Source organism: Pseudomonas sp. 13159349 (assembly GCF_013305685.1).
Lineage (GTDB): Bacteria > Pseudomonadota > Gammaproteobacteria > Pseudomonadales > Pseudomonadaceae > Aquipseudomonas > Aquipseudomonas asiatica.
In genome coordinates this window covers 3,660,703-3,679,944 of record NZ_CP045553.1, presented here as the reverse complement: position 1 = coordinate 3,679,944, position 19,242 = coordinate 3,660,703, and the positions used below count along the sequence as shown (strand labels likewise).

General features: G+C 66.2%; 18 protein-coding genes. 6 read left to right on the top strand and 12 right to left on the bottom strand.

Annotated features, from left to right (window positions below; genetic code table 11):
- Positions 1-8: 8 nt before the first annotated feature.
- Positions 9-1,193, bottom strand: a complete 1,185-nt coding sequence (locus GEV38_RS16990) for an acetyl-CoA C-acyltransferase family protein (protein WP_013973108.1) — start codon at positions 1,191-1,193, stop codon at positions 9-11.
- 168 nt (positions 1,194-1,361) lie between these two features.
- Here GEV38_RS16990 and GEV38_RS16985 point away from each other — a divergent pair, with 168 nt between their 5' ends.
- Positions 1,362-2,372 (top strand): AraC family transcriptional regulator, encoded by a 1,011-nt coding sequence (locus tag GEV38_RS16985; protein ID WP_003259468.1) that lies wholly within the window; start codon positions 1,362-1,364, stop codon positions 2,370-2,372.
- A 130-nt stretch (positions 2,373-2,502) separates the two neighbouring features.
- Here GEV38_RS16985 and GEV38_RS16980 read toward each other — a convergent pair whose 3' ends face one another.
- Positions 2,503-2,940 (bottom strand): carboxymuconolactone decarboxylase family protein, encoded by a 438-nt coding sequence (locus GEV38_RS16980; protein WP_015270800.1) that lies wholly within the window; start codon positions 2,938-2,940, stop codon positions 2,503-2,505.
- A gap of 196 nt (positions 2,941-3,136) precedes the next feature.
- On the opposite strand from GEV38_RS16980, the gene GEV38_RS16975 reads away from it, so the two are divergent.
- A complete protein-coding gene (locus tag GEV38_RS16975; protein WP_054572069.1) occupies positions 3,137-3,595 on the top strand; it encodes a nucleoside deaminase in 459 nt (152 codons plus the stop codon).
- The gene (locus GEV38_RS16970) at positions 3,592-4,788 is read left to right on the top strand and encodes a CynX/NimT family MFS transporter (protein ID WP_043935700.1); all 1,197 of its coding nucleotides are present in this window, start codon (positions 3,592-3,594) and stop codon (positions 4,786-4,788) included. The genes GEV38_RS16975 and GEV38_RS16970 overlap by 4 nt, the downstream gene beginning before the upstream one ends.
- Here the strand turns inward: GEV38_RS16970 and GEV38_RS16965 are convergent.
- From GEV38_RS16965 to glcD, 7 genes are all read right to left on the bottom strand, one after another.
- A complete protein-coding gene (locus GEV38_RS16965) occupies positions 4,781-6,214 on the bottom strand; it encodes a PLP-dependent aminotransferase family protein (RefSeq protein ID WP_015270797.1) in 1,434 nt (477 codons plus the stop codon). The genes GEV38_RS16970 and GEV38_RS16965 overlap by 8 nt on opposite strands.
- 393 nt (positions 6,215-6,607) lie before the next feature.
- Positions 6,608-6,946, bottom strand: coding sequence for a hypothetical protein (locus GEV38_RS16960; protein WP_015270796.1), 339 nt, complete (start codon positions 6,944-6,946; stop codon positions 6,608-6,610).
- A 168-nt stretch (positions 6,947-7,114) separates the two neighbouring features.
- On the bottom strand, positions 7,115-9,286 hold the full coding sequence (locus GEV38_RS16955) for a malate synthase G (protein WP_054572624.1): 2,172 nt from the start codon (positions 9,284-9,286) through the stop codon (positions 7,115-7,117).
- A 152-nt stretch (positions 9,287-9,438) separates the two neighbouring features.
- A complete protein-coding gene (locus tag GEV38_RS16950; RefSeq protein WP_054572625.1) occupies positions 9,439-9,837 on the bottom strand; it encodes a heme-binding protein in 399 nt (132 codons plus the stop codon).
- The gene (gene glcF / locus GEV38_RS16945) at positions 9,830-11,065 is read right to left on the bottom strand and encodes a glycolate oxidase subunit GlcF (RefSeq protein WP_054572626.1); all 1,236 of its coding nucleotides are present in this window, start codon (positions 11,063-11,065) and stop codon (positions 9,830-9,832) included. Before glcF ends, GEV38_RS16950 begins: the two co-directional genes overlap by 8 nt.
- A gap of 9 nt (positions 11,066-11,074) precedes the next feature.
- Positions 11,075-12,127 (bottom strand): glycolate oxidase subunit GlcE, encoded by a 1,053-nt coding sequence (gene glcE, locus GEV38_RS16940; RefSeq protein ID WP_054572627.1) that lies wholly within the window; start codon positions 12,125-12,127, stop codon positions 11,075-11,077.
- Positions 12,127-13,626, bottom strand: coding sequence for a glycolate oxidase subunit GlcD (glcD, locus tag GEV38_RS16935; protein ID WP_054572628.1), 1,500 nt, complete (start codon positions 13,624-13,626; stop codon positions 12,127-12,129). Before glcD ends, glcE begins: the two co-directional genes overlap by 1 nt.
- 159 nt (positions 13,627-13,785) lie before the next feature.
- On the opposite strand from glcD, the gene glcC reads away from it, so the two are divergent.
- Complete coding sequence (glcC, locus tag GEV38_RS16930; RefSeq protein ID WP_162491230.1) at positions 13,786-14,586, top strand: transcriptional regulator GlcC; 801 nt, start codon at positions 13,786-13,788, stop codon at positions 14,584-14,586.
- A gap of 129 nt (positions 14,587-14,715) precedes the next feature.
- Here glcC and GEV38_RS16925 read toward each other — a convergent pair whose 3' ends face one another.
- Positions 14,716-15,033 (bottom strand): DUF2388 domain-containing protein, encoded by a 318-nt coding sequence (locus GEV38_RS16925; protein WP_003260922.1) that lies wholly within the window; start codon positions 15,031-15,033, stop codon positions 14,716-14,718.
- Between the two features lie 171 nt (positions 15,034-15,204).
- Between GEV38_RS16925 and GEV38_RS16920 the strand changes: the two genes are divergently transcribed.
- Positions 15,205-15,831, top strand: coding sequence for a glutathione S-transferase family protein (locus GEV38_RS16920; RefSeq protein ID WP_054572630.1), 627 nt, complete (start codon positions 15,205-15,207; stop codon positions 15,829-15,831).
- Between the two features lie 94 nt (positions 15,832-15,925).
- Here the strand turns inward: GEV38_RS16920 and GEV38_RS16915 are convergent, their stop codons facing one another.
- The gene (locus tag GEV38_RS16915) at positions 15,926-16,168 is read right to left on the bottom strand and encodes a hypothetical protein (RefSeq protein WP_015270788.1); all 243 of its coding nucleotides are present in this window, start codon (positions 16,166-16,168) and stop codon (positions 15,926-15,928) included.
- A 20-nt stretch (positions 16,169-16,188) separates the two neighbouring features.
- Here GEV38_RS16915 and GEV38_RS16910 point away from each other — a divergent pair, with 20 nt between their 5' ends.
- Complete coding sequence (locus tag GEV38_RS16910; RefSeq protein ID WP_015270787.1) at positions 16,189-16,497, top strand: hypothetical protein; 309 nt, start codon at positions 16,189-16,191, stop codon at positions 16,495-16,497.
- Positions 16,498-16,706: 209 nt separating this feature from the next.
- Here the strand turns inward: GEV38_RS16910 and mrdA are convergent, their stop codons facing one another.
- Positions 16,707-18,602 (bottom strand): penicillin-binding protein 2, encoded by a 1,896-nt coding sequence (gene mrdA, locus GEV38_RS16905; protein ID WP_015270786.1) that lies wholly within the window; start codon positions 18,600-18,602, stop codon positions 16,707-16,709.
- Positions 18,603-19,242 lie beyond the last annotated feature (640 nt).

The following is a 19,242-nucleotide window of genomic DNA, read 5'->3' as shown; positions in this document are numbered from 1 at the left end:
AGGCTCCGTCAGACGCGCTCGAAGACCAAGGCGATGCCTTGGCCACCACCGATGCACATGGTGGCCAGGGCATAGCGGCCCTGGATGCGCTGCAGCTCATGGATGGCCTTGGTGGCGATGATCGCGCCGGTGGCGCCCACCGGGTGACCCAGGGAAATGCCCGAACCGTTGGGGTTGACCTTTTCCGGGTCGAAGCCCAGTTCGCGAGCGACGGCGCAAGCCTGGGCAGCGAAGGCTTCGTTGGACTCGATCACGTCCAGGTCCTGCACACTCAGGCCGGTCTTCTCCAGCACCTTGCGGGTGGCCGGGATCGGGCCAAGGCCCATCAGTTCAGGCTCGACGCCGGCATGGGCATAGCCCACCAGGCGGGCCAGGGGCTTCAGGCCCAGGCGGCGCACCGCATCACCAGTGGCCAGTACCAGGCCGCCAGCGCCGTCGTTGATGCCACTGGCGTTGCCGGCGGTAACGGTACCGTCTTTCTTGAACACCGCCTTCATCCCTGCCAGTTGCTCGGCGGTCACCTCGCCACGCACATGCTCGTCAGTGCTGAACTGAACGCTGCCCTTGCGGGTTTTCAGTTCCAGCGGAACGATCTGGCTGGCGAAGCGGCCTTCGGCAATGGCGCGAGCGGCGCGGCGCTGGCTGGTCAGGGCCAGTTCATCCTGCATTTCGCGGGTAATGCCGTGCTTGGCCGCAACGTTCTCGGCGGTGATGCCCATATGGAAGTGTTCGAACGGGTCCTGCAGCACGCCGACGGTGTAGTCGATGCCTTGCAGGTCACCCATGCGAGCACCCCAGCGTGCCTGCGGCAGCAGGTACGGGCCACGGCTCATGGATTCGGCGCCCGCCGCCACGGCCACGTCGGTGTCGCCGAGCAGCAGGCATTGGGCTGCCGAGACGATGGCCTGCAGGCCCGAGCCGCACAGGCGGTTGACGTTGAATGCCGGGGTTTCCTTGGGGATGCCGGCGTTCATTGCTGCTACGCGGGCCAGGTAGGCGTCACGCGGTTCGGTGGGGATCACCGTGCCCATCACCAGGTGGCCGACTTGCTCGGCGGCCACGCCCGAGCGCTCGATGGCGGCGCGGGTGATGGCGCTGGCCAGGTCGGCCAGCGGCAGGTCCTTGAGGGAACCGCCAAAGCCACCAATGGCTGAACGGACGGCACTGACGACGTAGATTTCTGCGCTGCTCATAGGGGCTCCGATTGCGAAGGCATGGCGGGACCGGGCCAGGCTCTGCGAGAATGGCCGACGATCCCGGAGTGGGACCGAGTCTAGGCAAAGGCTCTGTTGCAGCCTATGCCGGAACTGTTCAGACAACCTGGCACTTTTTGCCACTCAGCATAGACAGCGAAAACCGCCATGCGCGATAGCGATTCGGTCGCCGTGTACTTCCTCAATGCCATGCTCCATGCCCTGCGCGACTGCCCCGCCGAACGCGATGCGCAGCTGCGTGCGGTGGGCATCGACCCACAACTGCTCGAGCAGCCCCAGGCGCGCGTACCGGCCAAGGCCTTCGCCCAGCTGTGGCTGGCGCTGATCCAGCGCCTGGACGATGAGTTCTTCCGCCTCGACAGCCACGGCATGCCGCCGGGCAGTTTCGCCCTGATCTGCCGGGGCCTGATCCTGGAGCCGAACCTGGAGAAGGCCTTGCGCCAGTGCATGGGCGGTTTTGGCCTGTTCCTGCGCGATCTGCGCGGCAGCCTGACGGTGCGTGGCGGGCGGGCGCTGATCAGCGTGCAGTCGAGCATCGCCGACCCGCTGACCCGGGTATATGCCGAGGAAACCTACCTGGTGCTGATGATCGGCATGCTGTGCTGGCTGGCCGGGCGGCGGATCGCCATCGACCGCACCGAGCTGGCGGTGTCGCGCCCGGCCCAGGAAGACGACCTGCTGCTGTGGGGGCCGGACCTGCGCCTGGGCAGCGGGCGCACCGAGGTGGAGTTCGACAGCGCCTACCTGCGCCTGCCGGTGGTGCAGGACCTGGCGGCCCTGAAAACCTTCCTGCGCAGTGCGCCGCAGGGGCTGGTGATTCGCTTTCGCAACCAGAACGGGCTGGTGGCCGAAGTGTACCGGCACCTGCGGGCGCGGCGTTATGGGCAGTGGCCGACGCTGGCGGCGCTGGCGCAGCAGCAGGGGGTCAGTGCCAGTACTTTCCGTCGGCAGCTGGAGCGGGAAGGGCGTTCGTACCAGCAGATCAAGGATGAGGTGCGTCGGGCAATGGCCTTCGAGCGGTTGCGCGAAGGGGAGTTGAGCATTGCCGAGATTGCCGAGCAGACCGGGTTCCAGGAGCCCAGTGCGTTTCACCGGGCGTTCAAGAAGTGGACCGGGCAGAGCCCCGGGAGCTACCGGGCGCGGTTGGCCGGGCGGTAGTGTTCACCTGCACCGGCCCTTTCGCGGGCTTGCCCGCTCCCACAGGTGCAGCACAGCTTTCAAGCCCTGTGCGATCCCTGTGGGAGCGGGCAAGCCCGCGAAGAGGCCGGTACAGGCTACCGCTCAATGATCAGGCCGGCACCATGGCAAACCCGACCCCGAAGCGGTTCCAGGCATTGATGGCGGCAATTGCCAGGGTCAGGTTGGCCACCTCGGCCGGCTCGAAGTGTTCCTGCAAGGCTTCATATTCCGCCTGCGGCGCGCCATGCTCGGGCAGCCTGGTCAGGCTCTCCACCCAGGCCAGCGCAGCACGTTCGCGCGGGGTGAAGTAGGCGGTTTCCTGCCAGACGCACAAGGTCTGCAGGCGTGCCTCGGTCTCACCGGCCTTGCGCGCATCGTTGGCGTGCAGGTTGACGCAGTAGGCGCAGCCGTTGATCTGCGAAGCCCGCAGGCGCACCAGTTCCAGCAGGGAATTCTCCAGGCCGCTCTTGGCCAGGGCCTGCTCCAGGCCGACCATGGCTTTGTAGGCCTCGGGGGCGTGCTTGGCCCATTCGATACGGTTGTGCATGGCTGTCTCCAAAGGGTGTGGGGGGGATGGCGCTACTGTAGCGCCGCACGTTGGCCTCCCCGATAGCCAATCACGCGCATAAGCGGGAGGCCAATCGGCCATTTGGGAGGCCACTGACAGGCATCCAATCTCTTCATTTCTGCCAGGCCGCCGAAGCCCGGATAATGATCAGGTCTTGCAACAGGGGAACCGATTCATGTCCGAAGAACGCTACATGCGCGAAGCGCTCGACCTGGCCCGCGCCAACATTCAGGCCGGTGGCCGGCCCTTCGGCGCCGTGCTGGTGTACCAGGGGCAGGTGCTGGCGCGTGCGGTCAACGAGATCCACAGCACCCAGGACCCGACCGCCCACGCCGAGATGCAGGCCATCAGCAAGGCCAGCCATGCCCTGGGTCAGGCACGCCTGGACGGCGCCGAAGTCTACGCCAGCGGCCACCCGTGCCCGATGTGCCTGGCGGCCATGCACCTGTGCGGTATCGAGCGGGCCTGGTTTGCCTACGACAACGCCGAGGGCGAACCCTACGGCTTGTCCACCGCGGCGGTATACGCGCAGATGGCTCGCCCGCCCCAGCAACAGAGCCTGCCGCTGCGCGCCCTGAAGCCCAGCGGCGAAGCCGGTCTTTACCTTGAGTGGAAACAGGCCAACGCACAATGAGAGCGGCATTGAACCTGCTGCTGGTCATCCTGCTGGCACTGAACCTGCGGCCGATCCTGACCAGCATCGGCCCGTTGCTCGAACCCATGCGCGCAAGTACTGGCCTGGGTTACCAGCAGGCGGCCTTGCTGACGGCGTTGCCGGTGCTGTGCATGGGCCTGGTGCCCTTGCTGCAACCCTGGTTGCGGCGCTGGATCAGCGAACATGGCGGCATGCTCGCTGGCCTGTCTGCCATCGCCCTGGCCTGCCTGTGGCGCCTGCAACTGGGCAGCGCCTGGGCGCTGATTGCCAGTGCGGTGGTCGCCGGCCTGGGGGTGGCGGTAGTGCAGGGCATGATGCCGGGGCTGGTCAACCGCTGGTTTCCCGGCCGCCTGGCGGGGGCGATGGGCCTGTATTCGGCAGCGCTGATGAGCGGCGGCGGCCTGGCCGCCGTGCTTGGGCCGCACATCAGTGGCTACTTCGGTCATTGGCAGGTCGGCCTGGGCGTGTGGGCGATCCCGGCTGTGCTGGCGGTGCTGGCCTGGGCCGTGCTGCGGCCGCGCCAGGAGGCGCCGAAACTGGCCGGTGCCGCCGGCGGTCATTGGTTCGGTACGCGTCGGGCCTGGTTGCTGGCGCTGTACTTTGGCTTGATCAACGGTGGCTACACCAGCATGGTGGCCTGGTTGCCGGCCTATCACATCGAGCATGGTGGCAGCGCCCAGGGCGGTGCCGACCTGGTTGGCCTGATGACCATCTTTCAGGTGGCCGGTGCATTGGGCTTGCCGCTGTTGCTGCGGCGCTGGGCAGACCGACGCCCGGGCCTGTGGCTGGCCTTGGCGATCCAGCTGGTGGGTTTTCTCGGCCTGCTGCTGGCACCCACGCTGGCCTCGGGGCTGTGGGTGGCGATGATCGGTTTCGGTCTGGGCGCCTGCTTCAGCCAGAGCCTGACGCTGACCCTGGAGCACCTGAAGACACCTGCCGAGGCTGGCAGCCTGGCGGCGTTCGTGCAGGGCATCGGCTTCATCATCACCGGCATCGTGCCTTACGTCACCGGCTGGTTGCGCGACATGAGCGGTGATTTCCAGGCCTCGTGGACGCTGCTGACCGTGACCGTGGTGGCGATGCTGCTGGTTACCACGTGGTTCAACCCTCGCGGTTATGCCGCGGCGATTGCCCGCCCGGTAGTGGCGGGCAAGGCCGCGCCGGTCAACTGAGGCGCTGCAGGGTGTCGCGCACCCGGTCCAGCGCCGGGTCGATGTCCAGCAGCTCGATGGCGCCGAAGCCCAGCAACAGCCCCGGGCGCACTGGCGCTTCGCTGAAGAACGGCGCGAGCGAATACAGGCCGACCTCCACCTTGCGTGCGAGGTTGGCCAGCAGCTCGACATCGACCCCAGGTTTAGCCAGGGCGCTGAGGTGGAACCCGGCGCTGGCGGGGATGGCGCTGAACCACGGTGCCAAGTCGCCGCCCAGCCGCGCGAGGATGCGTTCGCGACGGGCGCTGTAGACCTCGTGGCAACGGCGGATGTGCTTGTTCAGGTGGCCTTCGCCGAGAAAGCGCGCCAGTGCCCACTGCAACAGGGTCGGGCTGTGCCAGTCGCTGAGGTGCTTGGCCACGCAGGCCGCCTTCAGCACGTCGGGCGGCAGTACGGCGTAGCCCAGGCGCAACTCGGGCAGCAAGGTCTTGGAAAAGGTCCCCACATAGGCCACCAGGCCATGGCGGTCGAGGCGCTGTAGAGCGTCTGCGGCTGGGCCGTGGTAGCGGAACTCGCAGTCGTAGTCGTCTTCGATGATCAACGCACCCAGCTCGGCGGCCCGTGCCAGCAGGGCGTGCCGGCGTGGCTCGCTCATCGGCATGCCCAGCGGGAACTGGTGCGAGGGCGTCACATAGATCAGCCGGGTGCCGTCGGCGATCTGCTCCACGCACAGCCCTTCATCGTCCACCGGTACCGATTGCAGGCGCGCACCCAGGGCCAGGAACAGTTGCCGCGCTGGCGGGTAGCCCGGGTCTTCCATGGCTACCTGGCAACCCGGCTCGACCAGTACCCGTGCGATCAGGTCCAGTGCCTGCTGGGCGCCGTTGCACACCAGCAGGTCAGCGGCGCTGCAGTGCACGCCGCGGGCATAGGCGACATGATGGGCAATGGCCTCGCGCAGCTCCGGCAGGCCCTGGGCAGGGAACTGCCGCTCGGGATGGCGCTGGCTGCGGCGCAGGGCATAGTTCAGGCAACTGCGCCACTGGTCGAACGGGAACTGCGCCTTGCTCGAGGCCCCGCCGATGAAGTCGTAACGCGACGGAGCCTCCAGCTGGCGTCGGCTCAGCACGGTGGCGCGCTGCTGCCAGCGCTCGAGCGACGCGGCACCAGCCAGGGGAATGGCGGGCGATTCGCTGCTGCGCAGCGGCTGGCGCGGGGTGACGAAGGTGCCCCGGCCGACCACGCCGCTCAGCAGGTTGTCGTAGGTCAGCCGGGAATAGGCCTCGGCCACGGTCTTGCGCGACACGCCCAGCTGCTCTGCCAGCAGGCGGCTTGGCGGCAGTTGGGTGCCGGCGGCCAGGTGGCCGCTGTCGATGCCGGCGCGCAATTGCTGGTAAAGCTGGTCGGCCAGGCCTTTGCGGCCTTCCAGGCGAATGTGCAGTTCCATGGAGCGGTCCGGAGCGGGGAAGTGCTCAGGATAGCGGATTGGTCGGGGAAGGGCATGGGGCCGCTTTGCGGCCCATCGCCGGCAAGCCAGCTCTCATAGAACAACACATGACTCATTGGTTCGGCGAGGTTCTGTAGGAGCAGCCTTGTGCTGCGAAGAGGCCGGGGCTGACAAAGCCTGTCTATTGGCTGTACCGGCCTCTTCGCAGCACAAGGCTGCTCCTACACAGGCCGCGTCAAACGAGCGATATTTGTTCTCTGCGCGAAAGCGCAGCCCAAAGGGCTGGGCAATCTCCCACAGGAACTGCACAATGCTTGAGGTCGGTGCAGTCGAGGTGGGAGCTGGCTTGCCGGCGATGGGCCGCAATGCGGCCCCCAGGCAAGCGGTAGGTAATCAGAAGCGTGCCGTACTCACCGTGATGTAGCCCTTGTCTGCCAGCGCGATACGTATCACCGTCTCGTCCGCCGGCGCCTTGCGGTTGCGCTTGATGCGAACGCCTTCCACCGCCGCCGCTTTCATATGCTCGGAGATGGCCCGCCCGTTCGGGTCGAAGAACAACTCGCTGGCCAGCAACTCGATACGCTCGATCAGTTGGCGGGAGCGTTCATCGGTAGCGCAGAAGAACATCACCCCCGACAGGTGCGGGTCGTCATCGGGGTTGTTCATGTCATGGGCCAGCAGTTCGCGCAGGGTGCTGCGCAATTCGGCAGTGGGGCGGGCGTACAGGTGCATGCGGAACCTCCTCTGGATCGCTACCTTGCGTCATCCAGTGCCGATCATGTTTTCAGAGGGCAGAGGCAACAAGTAGGACGCTTCCGAGCGCCGAATAGGAAACTTCTGAAAGTGCCGGAATACCACTTGTTTTCATGCAGTGGGGCCGCATAGCGGCCCCTGTCAGCATCAGCGCCCAACCTCCTGCTTGAAAAGCAAGCGCCAGCCATGCAGTAACGGTTCGGTATAGCCACTGGGCTGCTGCCGCCCCTTGAACACCAGCTCCCTCGCAGCGCGGAAGGCATGCGATGCCTCGAAACCGGCGGCCATCGGCCGGTACGCCGGGTCCCCGGCATTCTGCTGGTCGACCACGCCGGCCATGCGTTGCAAGGTCGCCTCGACCTGCTCGGCATCGACCACCCCGTGGTGCAGCCAGTTGGCAATGTGCTGCGCGGAAATCCGCAGGGTCGCGCGGTCTTCCATCAAGCCCACATCATGGATATCCGGCACCTTGGAACAGCCCACCCCTTGCTCGACCCAGCGCACCACGTAACCGAGGATACCCTGGCAGTTGTTGTCCAGCTCGGCCTGGATTTCGGCTGCGCTCCAGAGCCGCTCGGGGCTGACCGGGACACTGAGCAAGTCATGCAGCAACTCGGCGCGCTGGGCATTCAGGTCAACCTGTTCCAGCGTTTGCTGCACGGCCGCCACATCCACCTGGTGGTAGTGCAGCGCATGCAGTGTCGCGGCTGTGGGCGAGGGCACCCAGGCCGTGTTGGCGCCGGCCCTGGGCTGGGCGACTTTCTGTTCCAGCATGGCCGCCATCAGGTCGGGCATGGCCCACATGCCCTTGCCGATTTGCGCCTTGCCGCGCAGGCCACAGGCCAGCCCCACCAGTACGTTGCTGCGCTCGTAGGCCTGGATCCAGGCACTGCCTTTCATGTCGCCCTTGCGCAGCATGGCGCCGGCTTCCATGGCCGTGTGCATCTCGTCACCGGTGCGGTCGAGGAAGCCGGTATTGATGAACACCACCCGTGACGCGGCGCTGGCGATGCAGGCCTTGAGGTTGACGCTGGTACGCCGCTCCTCGTCCATGATGCCCATCTTCAGCGTGTGTGCGGGCAGGCCCAACAGGGCTTCGACGCGGCCGAACAGCTGGTCGGCAAAGGCCACCTCGGCCGGCCCGTGCATCTTCGGCTTGACGATGTACAGGCTGCCCTCGCGGGAATTGCCACGGCGCTTGAGGTCATGCAGGCCGATCAGGCTGGTGACCACAGCATCGAGGATGCCTTCCGGGATTTCCCGGCCATCGCGGTCGTGGATGGCCGGATTGGTCATCAGGTGGCCGACGTTGCGGATGAACAGCAGCGAGCGGCCTGGCAGAGTCAGGGGCTGGCCGTCTGCGCCGTGGTAGTGGCGGTCTTTGGCCAGGGTGCGTTCGAAGGTCTTGCCGCCCTTGCTGACCTGTTCGCTGAGGTCGCCCTTCATCAGGCCGAGCCAGTTGCGGTAGACGTTGACCTTGTCGTCGGCATCCACGGCGGCTACCGAGTCTTCGCAGTCGATGATGGTGGTGAGCGCGGCCTCCAGCAGGATGTCCTTGACCCCGGCCGGGTCCTGCCGGCCGATGGCGTTGGCCGGGTCGACCTGGATTTCGAAATGCAGCTGGTGATGCTGCAACAGGATCGCTGTTGGCGTGTTCGGCTCACCTTGGTAACCACGCAGTTGCGCGGGGTGCCTGAGGCCGACCTGGCGGCCATCGGCCAGGGTTACCTGCAGCGTGCCCTGGCTGATCGCGTAGGCCTTGGCGTCGTTGTGCGACGCACCGTCGAGGGGGGCCGCGGTGTCGAGGAACTGCCGGCCATAGGCGATCACCTTGGCGCCGCGTTGCGGGTTGTAGCCCTGGCCACGTTCGGTGCCCTCGGTTTCGGCGATGGCATCGGTGCCGTACAGGGCATCGTACAGCGAGCCCCAGCGGGCGTTGGCGGCGTTGAGGGCGTAGCGGGCGTTGCTCAGTGGCACTACCAGTTGCGGGCCGGCCTGCACGGCGATCTCGCGGTCGACGTTGCGGGTGCTGACCTGCACGCTTGCCGGGGGCTCTACAAGGTAGCCGATGCCTTGCAGGAAATGCTGGTAGGCGGCCATGTCACGGATCGGGCCGGGGTGCTGGCGGTGCCAGTTGTCGAGTTCTGTCTGCAGGTGCTCGCGTTCGGCGAGCAGGGCGCGGTTTTGTGGTGCGAGGTCGTGGATCAGGGTGCTGAAGCCTTGCCAGAAGGTGCGGGCTTCGATGCCGGTGCCGGGGAGGACCTCATCTTCGATGAAGCGCTGCAGGGTGGGGGCGATCTGGAGTGGATGGTTTGGCATTGTCTGTTCGCTCGAAGTTCAGGCTTCTGGATAAATGTTGCTTTTGCCGGCCTCTTCGCGGGTAAACCCGCTCCTACAGGTGCTGCACCCGTCTCAGGCCTTGTGAAAGCCCTGTGGGAGCGGGCAAGCCCGCGAAGAGGCCGGCACAGGATTCAGAGGGCAGCCGCCCCGACCTTGGCCACCTGGGCATCCTGCTCGGCCTTGACCCCGGACACGCCAATCGCCCCCACCACCTGGCCATCCACCCGCAGCGGTACGCCACCTTCCAGGCTGGTCAGCAGCGGCGCGGTAACGAAAGCAGTACGGCCACCATTGACCATTTCCTCGTAATCTCGCGTCTCCTTGCGCCCCAGTGCGGCAGTGCGGGCCTTTTCCATCGCGATGTAGGCGCTGGCCGGCGCGCAGCCGTCCAGGCGCTCCAGGGCCAGCGGGTGGCCGCCGTCGTCGACCACGGCAATGGTCACGTTCCATTGTTGTGCCTGGGCTTCCTGGCGGGCGGCGGTCAGCACTTTGGCGACTTCGGCCTGGCCGATAACGGACTTGCTATGCATGGTGGTTCTCCGGGTTCAAGGCTGCTTCGACGATTTCGATCCAGTGCCGCACCGGTGTGCGCCCGGCCCCGTCGAGGTGGGCCTGGCAGCCGATGTTGGCGGTGGCGATGACTTGCGGTTTGCCGCTTTCCAGGGCGTTGAGGCGGTTGTCGCGCAGTTGTAGCGACAGCTCGGGTTGGGTCAGCGAATAGGTGCCGGCCGAGCCGCAGCACAGGTGGCCGTCCGGTACCGGGGTCAAGGTGAAGCCAAGGCGTGTCAGCAATGCCTCCACCGCACCCCCCAGCTTCAGCGCGTGCTGCAGGGTGCATGGGCAATGGAAGGCCAAGCGCTGTTCGACGCACACGCCCAGTTGCTCGACCGGCTCGTCGCGCAGCACCTCCACCAGGTCGCGGGACAGAGCGCTGACCCGTGCGGCCTTGGCGGCGTAGCGCGGGTCCTTTTCCAGCAGGTGGCCGTAATCGCGCACGAACGCGCCGCAGCCGCTGGCGGTTTGCACGATGGCCTCGGCGCCGGCTTCGATGGCAGGCCACCAGGCATCGATATTGCGCCGCGCCCGTTGCAGGCCTTGTTCCTGGGCATTGAGGTGGTAGTCCACCGCGCCACAGCAGCCGGCCTGCCGGATCGGCACCACGCTGATGCCCAGGCGGTCTAGCAGGCGTGCGGCGGCTGCGTTGGTGTTGGGCGACAGGGCCGGTTGCACGCAGCCTTCCAGCATCAGCACCCGCCGCGCATGGCGCGGTGCGGGGCGTTGGCCGGGGGCGGTGACCCGCGCCGGCAGCTTGCGCTTGAGCGTGGCCGGCAGCAGCGGGCGCAGGGCCTGGCCGCTGCGGGTCAGGGCCTTGAACAGCGCCGGGCGTGGCACCACTGCGCGCAGGCCCTGGCGCAGCAGGCGCTGGCCGAGCGGGCGTGGCACCTGCTGTTCGACCACGGCGCGGCCAATGTCCAGCAGGTCGTGGTACTTCACCCCGGACGGGCAGGTGGTTTCACAGTTGCGGCAGGTCAGGCAGCGATCCAGGTGCAATTGGGTACTGGCGGTGATCGGCGCGCCTTCGAGCATCTGCTTGATCAGGTAGATGCGCCCGCGTGGGCCGTCCAGTTCATCGCCCAGCAGCTGGTAGGTGGGGCACGTGGCGGTACAGAAGCCACAGTGCACGCAGGAGCGCAGGATGCTTTCGGCCTCGTCGGCGCGGGCCAGGTGCCGGGCGGTTTCGCTCAGGTTGGTTTGCATGGTCTGGCCTCACAGGTCCGGGTACAGGCGGCCAGGGTTGAACACACCCTGGGGGTCGAGTTGCTGCTTGAGCGCTCGGTGGTAGCGCATCAGCGCGGCAGGCAGCGGTGGGCTGCTGGCAGCGCCAGGGGCATGGCAGGTGGCGTGGCCACCAACCTTGGCGACCTGCTCGCGGATGTGTTGCGCCGGTGCCGTGGACTTGAGCCAGCGCTGCGCGCCACCCCAGTCGATCAGCTGCTGGCCGGGCAAATCCAGCTCGCCGGTGGTGTTGGGCACGGACAAGCGCCACAGCGGCGCGGGGCCGGCAAAGAACGCCAGGCGCTGCTCGCGCAGGTCGCTCCAGAAGCTGCTGTCCAGTGCCTCGCCGCCCAGACGCTGGCGTGCCGACTGCACCGAGCCTTCGCCGCCTTCAAGGCGCAGGTACAGCGCGTCACTGTCATGGCAGGCCGCACTGATCGGCAGCGGCTGCTGGCCCCATTCGGCCAGCTCCGCCAGCGCCTGGTGGCGGCCCATCGGCAGGCGCAGGCTGAGGCACTGGCGCGGGCGGGGCAGCACTTTCAGCGACACCTCGGTCAGCAGCCCGAGGCAGCCGAAGCTGCCCGCCATCAGCCGCGACACGTCGTAGCCGGCAACGTTCTTCATCACTTCGCCACCAAAGCGCAACAGCTTGCCGTAGCCGGTGATTACCCGTGTGCCCAGCACATAGTCGCGCACCGACCCGGCCCACGGCCGCCTGGGACCGGACAGCCCGGCCGCGACCATGCCACCCAGGGTGGCGTCGGGGCCCAGGTGCGGTGGTTCGCAGGGCAGCATCTGGCCAGCCTCGTGCAGCGCTGCCTCGATCTCGCGCAGCGGCGTGCCGGCGCGGGCAGTCAGCACCAGCTCGGTCGGGTCGTAGCTGACGATGCCGCGGTGGCTGCGGGTGTCGAGTACCTCGCCGGCCACCGGGCAGCCGAGCATGGCCTTGCTGTTGCCACCCTGGATACGCAGCGGCGTGGCCTGGTTCAGCGCCTGGTTGACCTGCTCCAGCAGGGCCTGGCTGATGTCGCGGTCCATGCTCATCAGAAACGCTCCAGTTCGGGAAAGGGCAGTTGCCCATGGTGCACGTGCATGGCGCCAAATTCGGCGCAGCGGTGCAGGGTGGGGATGTTCTTGCCGGGGTTGAGCAGGCCTTGCGGGTCGAAGGCGGCCTTGATCGCATGGAACAGGGTGATTTCGTCGCTGTTGAACTGTGCGCACATCTGGTTGATCTTCTCGCGCCCCACGCCGTGTTCGCCGGTGATGCTGCCGCCTACGGCCACGCACAGCTCGAGGATCTTGCCGCCGATGGCTTCGGCACGTTCCAGCTCGCCTGGCAGGTTGGCATCGAACAAGATCAGCGGGTGCATGTTGCCGTCGCCGGCATGGAACACGTTGGCCACGCGCAGGCCGTATTCGGCGGACAGGTCGCTGATGCCCTTGAGCACCCGTGGCAGTTCGCGGCGCGGGATGGTGCCGTCCATGCAGTAGTAGTCCGGGGAGATGCGCCCCACCGCCGGGAAGGCGTTCTTGCGCCCGGCCCAGAAGCGCACGCGCTCGGCCTCGTCGCAGGCCAGCCGCACATCACGCGCACCGGCCTGGGCCAGCACGGCGGCGACCCGTTCGCAGTCATCGTGCACATCGGCTTCGACGCCATCCAGTTCGCACAGCAGGATGGCCGCAGCGTCAACCGGGTAGCCGGCGTGGATGAAGTCCTCCGCAGCGCGGATCGCCAGGTTGTCCATCATCTCCAGGCCGCCGGGGATGATCCCGGCAGCGATGATCTCGGCCACTGCCCGGCCGGCGTCCTCGACGCTGTCGAAGCTGGCCAGCAGCACTCGCGCCACCTGGGGCTTGGGCAGCAGCTTGACGGTGACTTCGGTGACGATGCCGAGCATGCCTTCGGAGCCGGTGAACAGTGCCAGCAGGTCGAAACCGGGGCTGTCCAGGGCATCGCTGCCAAGGGTCAGGCGTTCGCCCTCGACCGTGAGGATTTCCACCTTGAGCAGGTTGTGCACGGTCAGGCCGTACTTGAGGCAGTGCACGCCACCGGCGTTCTCGGCGACATTGCCGCCGATGGAGCAGGCAATCTGCGAGGACGGGTCCGGCGCATAGTACAGGCCGTGGGGCGCGGCCGCCTGGGAGATGGCCAGGTTGCGCACGCCGGGCTGCACACGGGCAAAGCGGCCCTGCGGGTTGACCTCGAGAATGCGGTTGAAACGCGCCATCACCAGCAGGATGCCTTTTGCCAGCGGCAGGGCGCCGCCCGACAGGCCGGTACCGGCGCCTCGTGCCACCACCGGCACACCACGCTGGTGGCAGAGCCTGAGCAGGGCCTGCACCTGCTCCAGGCGCTCGGGCAGCACCACCAGCAGCGGCACCGTGCGATAGGCCGAGAGGCCGTCGCATTCATAGGGCTTGAGGTCTTCCTCGCGGTGCAGGATCTCGAGGTCCGGCAGGGCAGCGCGCAGCGCTTGCAGCAGCGCCGCCCGATCCACGTCGGGCAGCGCGCCATCGACGCGTTCGTCATACAGGATATTCATCGGCTCACTCGGCAACGGTTTTTGTTGTTGTTGGCAAAGCGCTCACCCTTGCAGCCTGCGCGTGGCAGCCGCCGCGGTCGAGCACGGGGTGAACTGGTCCTACCAGTTTTTGCGACGGGTACTGGTTATTGACGGCTTTGCCCGGCTAGATTGAAGCAGATGGTCGAAGTGGTCCTACCAGCAGGAGGGTACGCAGTGGGTACTGAAGGCAAGGCCAAGGTCGCCGACCAGGTGGCCGAACGGGTCGAGCGGCTGATCGTCGAAGGCGTGCTCAAGGTGGGCCAGGCCCTGCCGTCGGAGCGGCGCCTGGTGGACAAGCTGGGCTGCTCGCGCTCGGCGCTGCGTGAGGGCCTGCGCATCCTGCGCGGGCGCGGCATCATCGACACCGAGCAGGGGCGGGGCTCGTTCGTTGCCGACCTGACGGGCCATGCGGGTGCCACGCCGTTGATGCACCTGTTCGGCTCGCAGCCGCGTACGCTGTTCGACCTGCTGGAAGTGCGGGCGTTGCTGGAAGCGGAATCGGCGCGCCTGGCGGCACTGCGCGCCACCGAGGTCGACCGTTTGCTGATCCGCCGGCGCTATGAAGAGATGCTGGCTGCGCACGAAGCCCCCGAAGCGATGGATGCCCGTGAACATGCCCGCCGCGACCATGCCTTTCACCGGGCGATCAGCGAGGCTTCGCACAACCCGGTGCTGGTGCATACCTTGCAATCGCTCAGTGACCTGACCTTGAGCACGGTGTTCGCCTCGGTCAACAACCTGTATTGCCGGCCGGCGCAGAAGCGCCAGATCGACCGCCAGCATGCGCGGTTGTATCACGCGGTGATGGAGCAGTTGCCCGAGCAGGCGCAGCGCGCGGCGCGCGAGCATATCAACGGGATCAGCGACAGTTTGCGGGAGATCGAGCAGGAAGAGCAGCGGCTGGTAAGGGCTACCATGCGCATGGATGGCTGGGGTTGAAGTGTTGCCTGTGTCGGCCCTTTCGCGGGTAAACCCGCTCCTACAGGGGGGCTGCACTGGGTTTCAAGTCGGTGCGGTGCCTGTAGGAGCGGGTTTACCCGCGAAGAGGCCGGTGCAGAATTAGCCCAATCAATGATCGGCTATGCGGTCATCCTGCGAGAGGAGGGCCCGGGCCAGCTCTTCATCATTGGCCTGCAGGCCTGGGTTGTCCTTGCGGGCCTGTTCCAGCGCCGACTCCACATAGGCGCCACGGATTGCACCACCGCTGGCGACGTAGGCCGAAAGCTCGTCACGCGCCGGGATGATCCGTTTGTCGTCCTTGAAGGTCGAGTAAAGCGAAGCGGAAACACCGGCCGAGGTTGCGACGTCGCCTGCGTCGACGTCAGCCAGGGCAGCACCGGCAGGCAGCAGGAGCAGCAGCGCAGGGGCGAGGAGTAGGTGGCGCATGGTGTGTTCTCCAGTAGCGTGAAGCCCAAGTAATTGAACCACTCAGTGATTAAGAAAGCGCAGGTGGGGAGGTAGTTCCCTTCGTATCGGAAACAGGCATTGACCCTGTTGAGCCAGGCGTGATCTGCTCGGGCTGCTGGCCCAATCATTCAATGGATGAAGGTTCTCCCCATGCCCGACTACAAGCTGCATTGTTTCGCCGAATCCGGTAACGCCTACAAGGCCGCCCTGATGCTTGAACTCACAGGCCAGGACTGGCAGCCGGTGTTTGTCGATTTCTTCAATGGCCAGACTCGCGAACAAGCCTGGCGCGACGACGTGAACGAACAGGGCGAGGTGCCGGTGCTGGAACACGCCGGCAAATCCTTTACCCAGTCTGCGCTGATCCTCGACTACCTCGCGGAGAAAACCGGGCAGTTCGGCCCCAGCGACGAAGACGAAAAGCGCGAGATCTGGCGCTGGATGCTGTTCGATAACCATAAGTTCACCAGCTACTACGCGGCGCTGCGTTTTCTTTTCTGCCTGAAGAAAACCGGTGAAACGCATGTGACCCGGTTCCTGCGTGAACGTGCCATGGCGGCCTACCGTATCGTTGACGCGCACCTGGCGAAGACACCGTTCATGGTCGGTGGCCGGCTGACGATCGCTGACCTGTCGCTGGCCGGGTATGTGTTCATGCCGGAGGACACTGGCATTGCGTTGGCGCAGTTCACCCACATCGAGGCATGGAAAGCGCGAATCCAGGCGTTGCCAGGGTGGAAGCACCCGTATGAACTGATGCCTCGCGCGGCATCCTGAGCAATCCGGCTCGCCGGGCCATGGTGCAGTGGGCCTTTGGCGAGCCAGCCATTCTGATGGCCGGTCGGTGACAAGCGCAGCGGCGTGGCTACGCTCAAAAATCAAGAAACATCCCGAAATATTTGGCCGGCAGGCCCTGAAGGATCTCGTTCAACCGCTGCAGATGGAAGGCCGCGCTGGTTAGCAAGTCGCCCCATGGGGGGCCGGAAATCACAGGGTTCATCGTGCAACCCGGTGCTACTCCAAGCGGAGACATCATGATGCTCAGGAAATGCTTGTTGGCTTTGGCTATCGGTGCAGTGTTGTCGGCTTCGGCCGTGTTGGTGCCGGACTCCATTGGCGGTACCTCCAGCGCGTATGCGAAGGATGGTGGCGGCGGCGGTAGTGGTGGTGGCGGTGGCCATGGCGGCGGAGGTGGTGGTAGTGGTGGTGGCCATGGTGGCGGCGGTGGTAGTGGCGGCGGCGGTGGCCATGGCGGTGGAGGTGGCGGTAGCGGCGGTGGTGGCTCGGGTGGTGGCCACGGCGGCAGTGGCAGCGGGCACAGTGGCGATGGTGGTGGGCATGATGGCAGCGGGCGCAATGGTGCAGATGATGGTGCCGACCACGAGGCCAACCACGAAGCCAATCATGAGGCGAATCACGATGTGGGCGAGCCCCACGGTGTAGGGCATGGCGCCGACGATGGGGCTGAGCATGACGTTGGGGACGATCGCGGAGGCGACCGGAACTAGCAATTTGGGTGTCTGTGTCGGCCTCTTCGCGGGCACGCCCGCTCCCACAGGTATCGCGCCGCTTTCAAGGTTGGCGCAGCACCTGTGGGAGCGGGCGTGCCCGCGAAGAGGCCCGAACAGGCCATAGAGCGGCTTCCAGCGGTCTCAAGCATGCGGCACGCTCCGAGGCACTACCCCACCCGCATACTCCGGCTTCAGATGCCCCTGCTCATCCAGCAGATAGGCATCCATCACCTCCCGCACCACCGGCCCTGCCACCCGGCCGCCGGCTTCACCGTTCTCGATCATCACCGCCACCACCACACTCGGGTGATCAGCCGGGGCAAAGCCGACGAACAGGGCATTGTCGCGGTGCCGCTCCAGAGTCTTGTCGCGGTTGTAGCGTTCGCCCTGCTTGATCGCCACCACCTGCGCGGTGCCGCTCTTGCCGGCAATCCGGTATTGCGCACCGGCCGCGGCAGCGCGGGCGATGCCGCGCGGGTCGTGCATGACCATCTGCATGCCCTGGCTGACCTGGTCCCAGGCGTGCCTGTCGTGCAGCACGATATTGGGCATCGGGTTGGGGTCTACCGGCGCATCGCCACCCACGGTCATGGCCAGGTGCGGGCGGTGCCACACGCCCTTGCTCGCCAGCAGGCTGGTGGCCTGGGCCAGCTGCAGCGGGGTGACCTGCATGTAGCCCTGGCCGATGCCCAGGATCAGCGTCTCGCCCGGGAACCAGGCCTGGCGCCGGGTGGCGCGCTTCCACTCGGCCGACGGCATCAGCCCGGACGCCTCCTCGAACATGTCCAGCGACACCTTCTGGCCCAGGCCGAACTCGGCCATGTAGTCGTGCAGGCGGTCGATGCCCAGCTTGTGCGCCAGGTCGTAGAAGTAGGTGTCGTTGGAACGCATGATGGCGGTGTACATATCCACCCAGCCATCGCCGCTGCGGTTCCAGTTGCGGTACTTGTGGTCGTAGTTGGGCAGCTCGTAGTAGCCCGGGTCGAACACCCGGCTGCCCGGGGTGATCACGCCGCTGTCGAGGCCGGCGATGGCCACCTCCGGCTTCACCGTCGAACCGGGGGCATACAGGCCGCGCAGCACGCGGTTGAACAGCGGGCGGTCGATGGAATCGCGCAGGGCGGCGTACTGTTTGAAGCTGATGCCCTTGACGAACAGGTTGGGGTCGAAGCTGGGGTTGCTGACCATCGCCAGCACGTCGCCATTGGCCGGGTCGAGCACCACCACCGAGCCGCGGCGGTCACCCAGGGCCTTTTCCGCGGCCAGTTGCAGGTGGGCGTCCAAGGTCAGGACGATGTCCTGGCCCGGGGTCGGGGCCTTGTGGTTGAGCACACGCATCACCCGGCCCTGGGCGTTGGTCTCGACCTCCTCGTAGCCCACATGACCGTGCAGCTGGCTTTCGTAGAAGTGCTCGATGCCGGTCTTGCCGATCGACTGGGTGCCCCGGTATTCGGTGCTGTCGAGGGTCTTGGCCTCTTTCTCGTTGATGCGCCCCACATAGCCCACCGAGTGGGCGAAATGCTCGGCCAGCGGGTACTCGCGGATGAACTGTGGTTCCACCTCCAGGCCTGGCAGGCGGAACTGGTTCACCGCCACCAGGGCTATCTGCTCTTCGCTCAGGCCGACCATCAGGGTCACCGGTTCGAACGGCTTGCGGCCACGGCGCAGGTCCTTGTCGAACTGCTTGCGATCGTCGTCGGTCAGGCTCAGCACCTGCGCCAGGGTATCGAGCACCTTGGCCGTGTCACCGCCGGCCCGCTCGCGGGTCATGGTCAGGTCGAAGCTGGGCTTGTTGTCGGCCAGCACCACGCCGTTGCGGTCGTAGATCAGCCCGCGCTCGGGGGCGATGGGCAGCACGTGCACGCGGTTGTTTTCCGATACGGCGGTCTGCTGGTCGTGCTGCAGCACCTGCAGCACATAGAGCCGGCCCACCAGGACGGCGACCAGGCTGAAGACCAGGGCGGCGCAGGCCAGAAGCCGGCGGTTGACCAGGTGCTTTTCCTTTTCGTGGTCCTTGAGGGGTATGGGTTGCGGCATCGGGGTTCTGTCTGCTGATGGTGTGGCTGGGTGAGGTGTGAGCGCTGTGGGCACGCGCCTGTGGGAGCGGGCGTGCCCGCGAATGGGCCGCATAGCGGCCCCGGGGGGCGGTGATGCTACGCAAGGTAGTGAGCCCCCTCAAGGTGAAGGCCTGCGGCAGCAGAAGCGAAGAGGGCTGCCACGCCCGCAATCAGGGCGCTCGCCAGCAAAATGAAGATTTGTTCATGGCGGCAGTGCGTTGGTGGGGGTGGCTAAAAGCCGGACGTGATTGAGCGGAGGTATTGGTCAAGCGCTAGAAAGCTTGTGCGTGCCTCTGCGGGAGAAACTGTCGGGCGCAATGTGGGAGATTGCCCAGCCCTTTTGGGCTGCGCTGTCGCGCAGAGAACAAATATCGCTCTTTGTAGGAGCAGCCTTGTGCTGCGAAGAGGCCGGTACTGACAAAGCCTGTCTATTGTCTGTACCGGCCTCTTCGCAGCACAAGGCTGCTCCTACAGTACCTCGCTGAACCAACGAGTCATGTGTTGTTCTACGAGAGCGGGCGATCCCGCGAACACGGGCACAGCCCGTGCCATTAATTTGCAGCATCGAGTGATAAACCTCTATTCGTTCGTTTTCAAACCTTGAGGCGGTACTTGCTGTG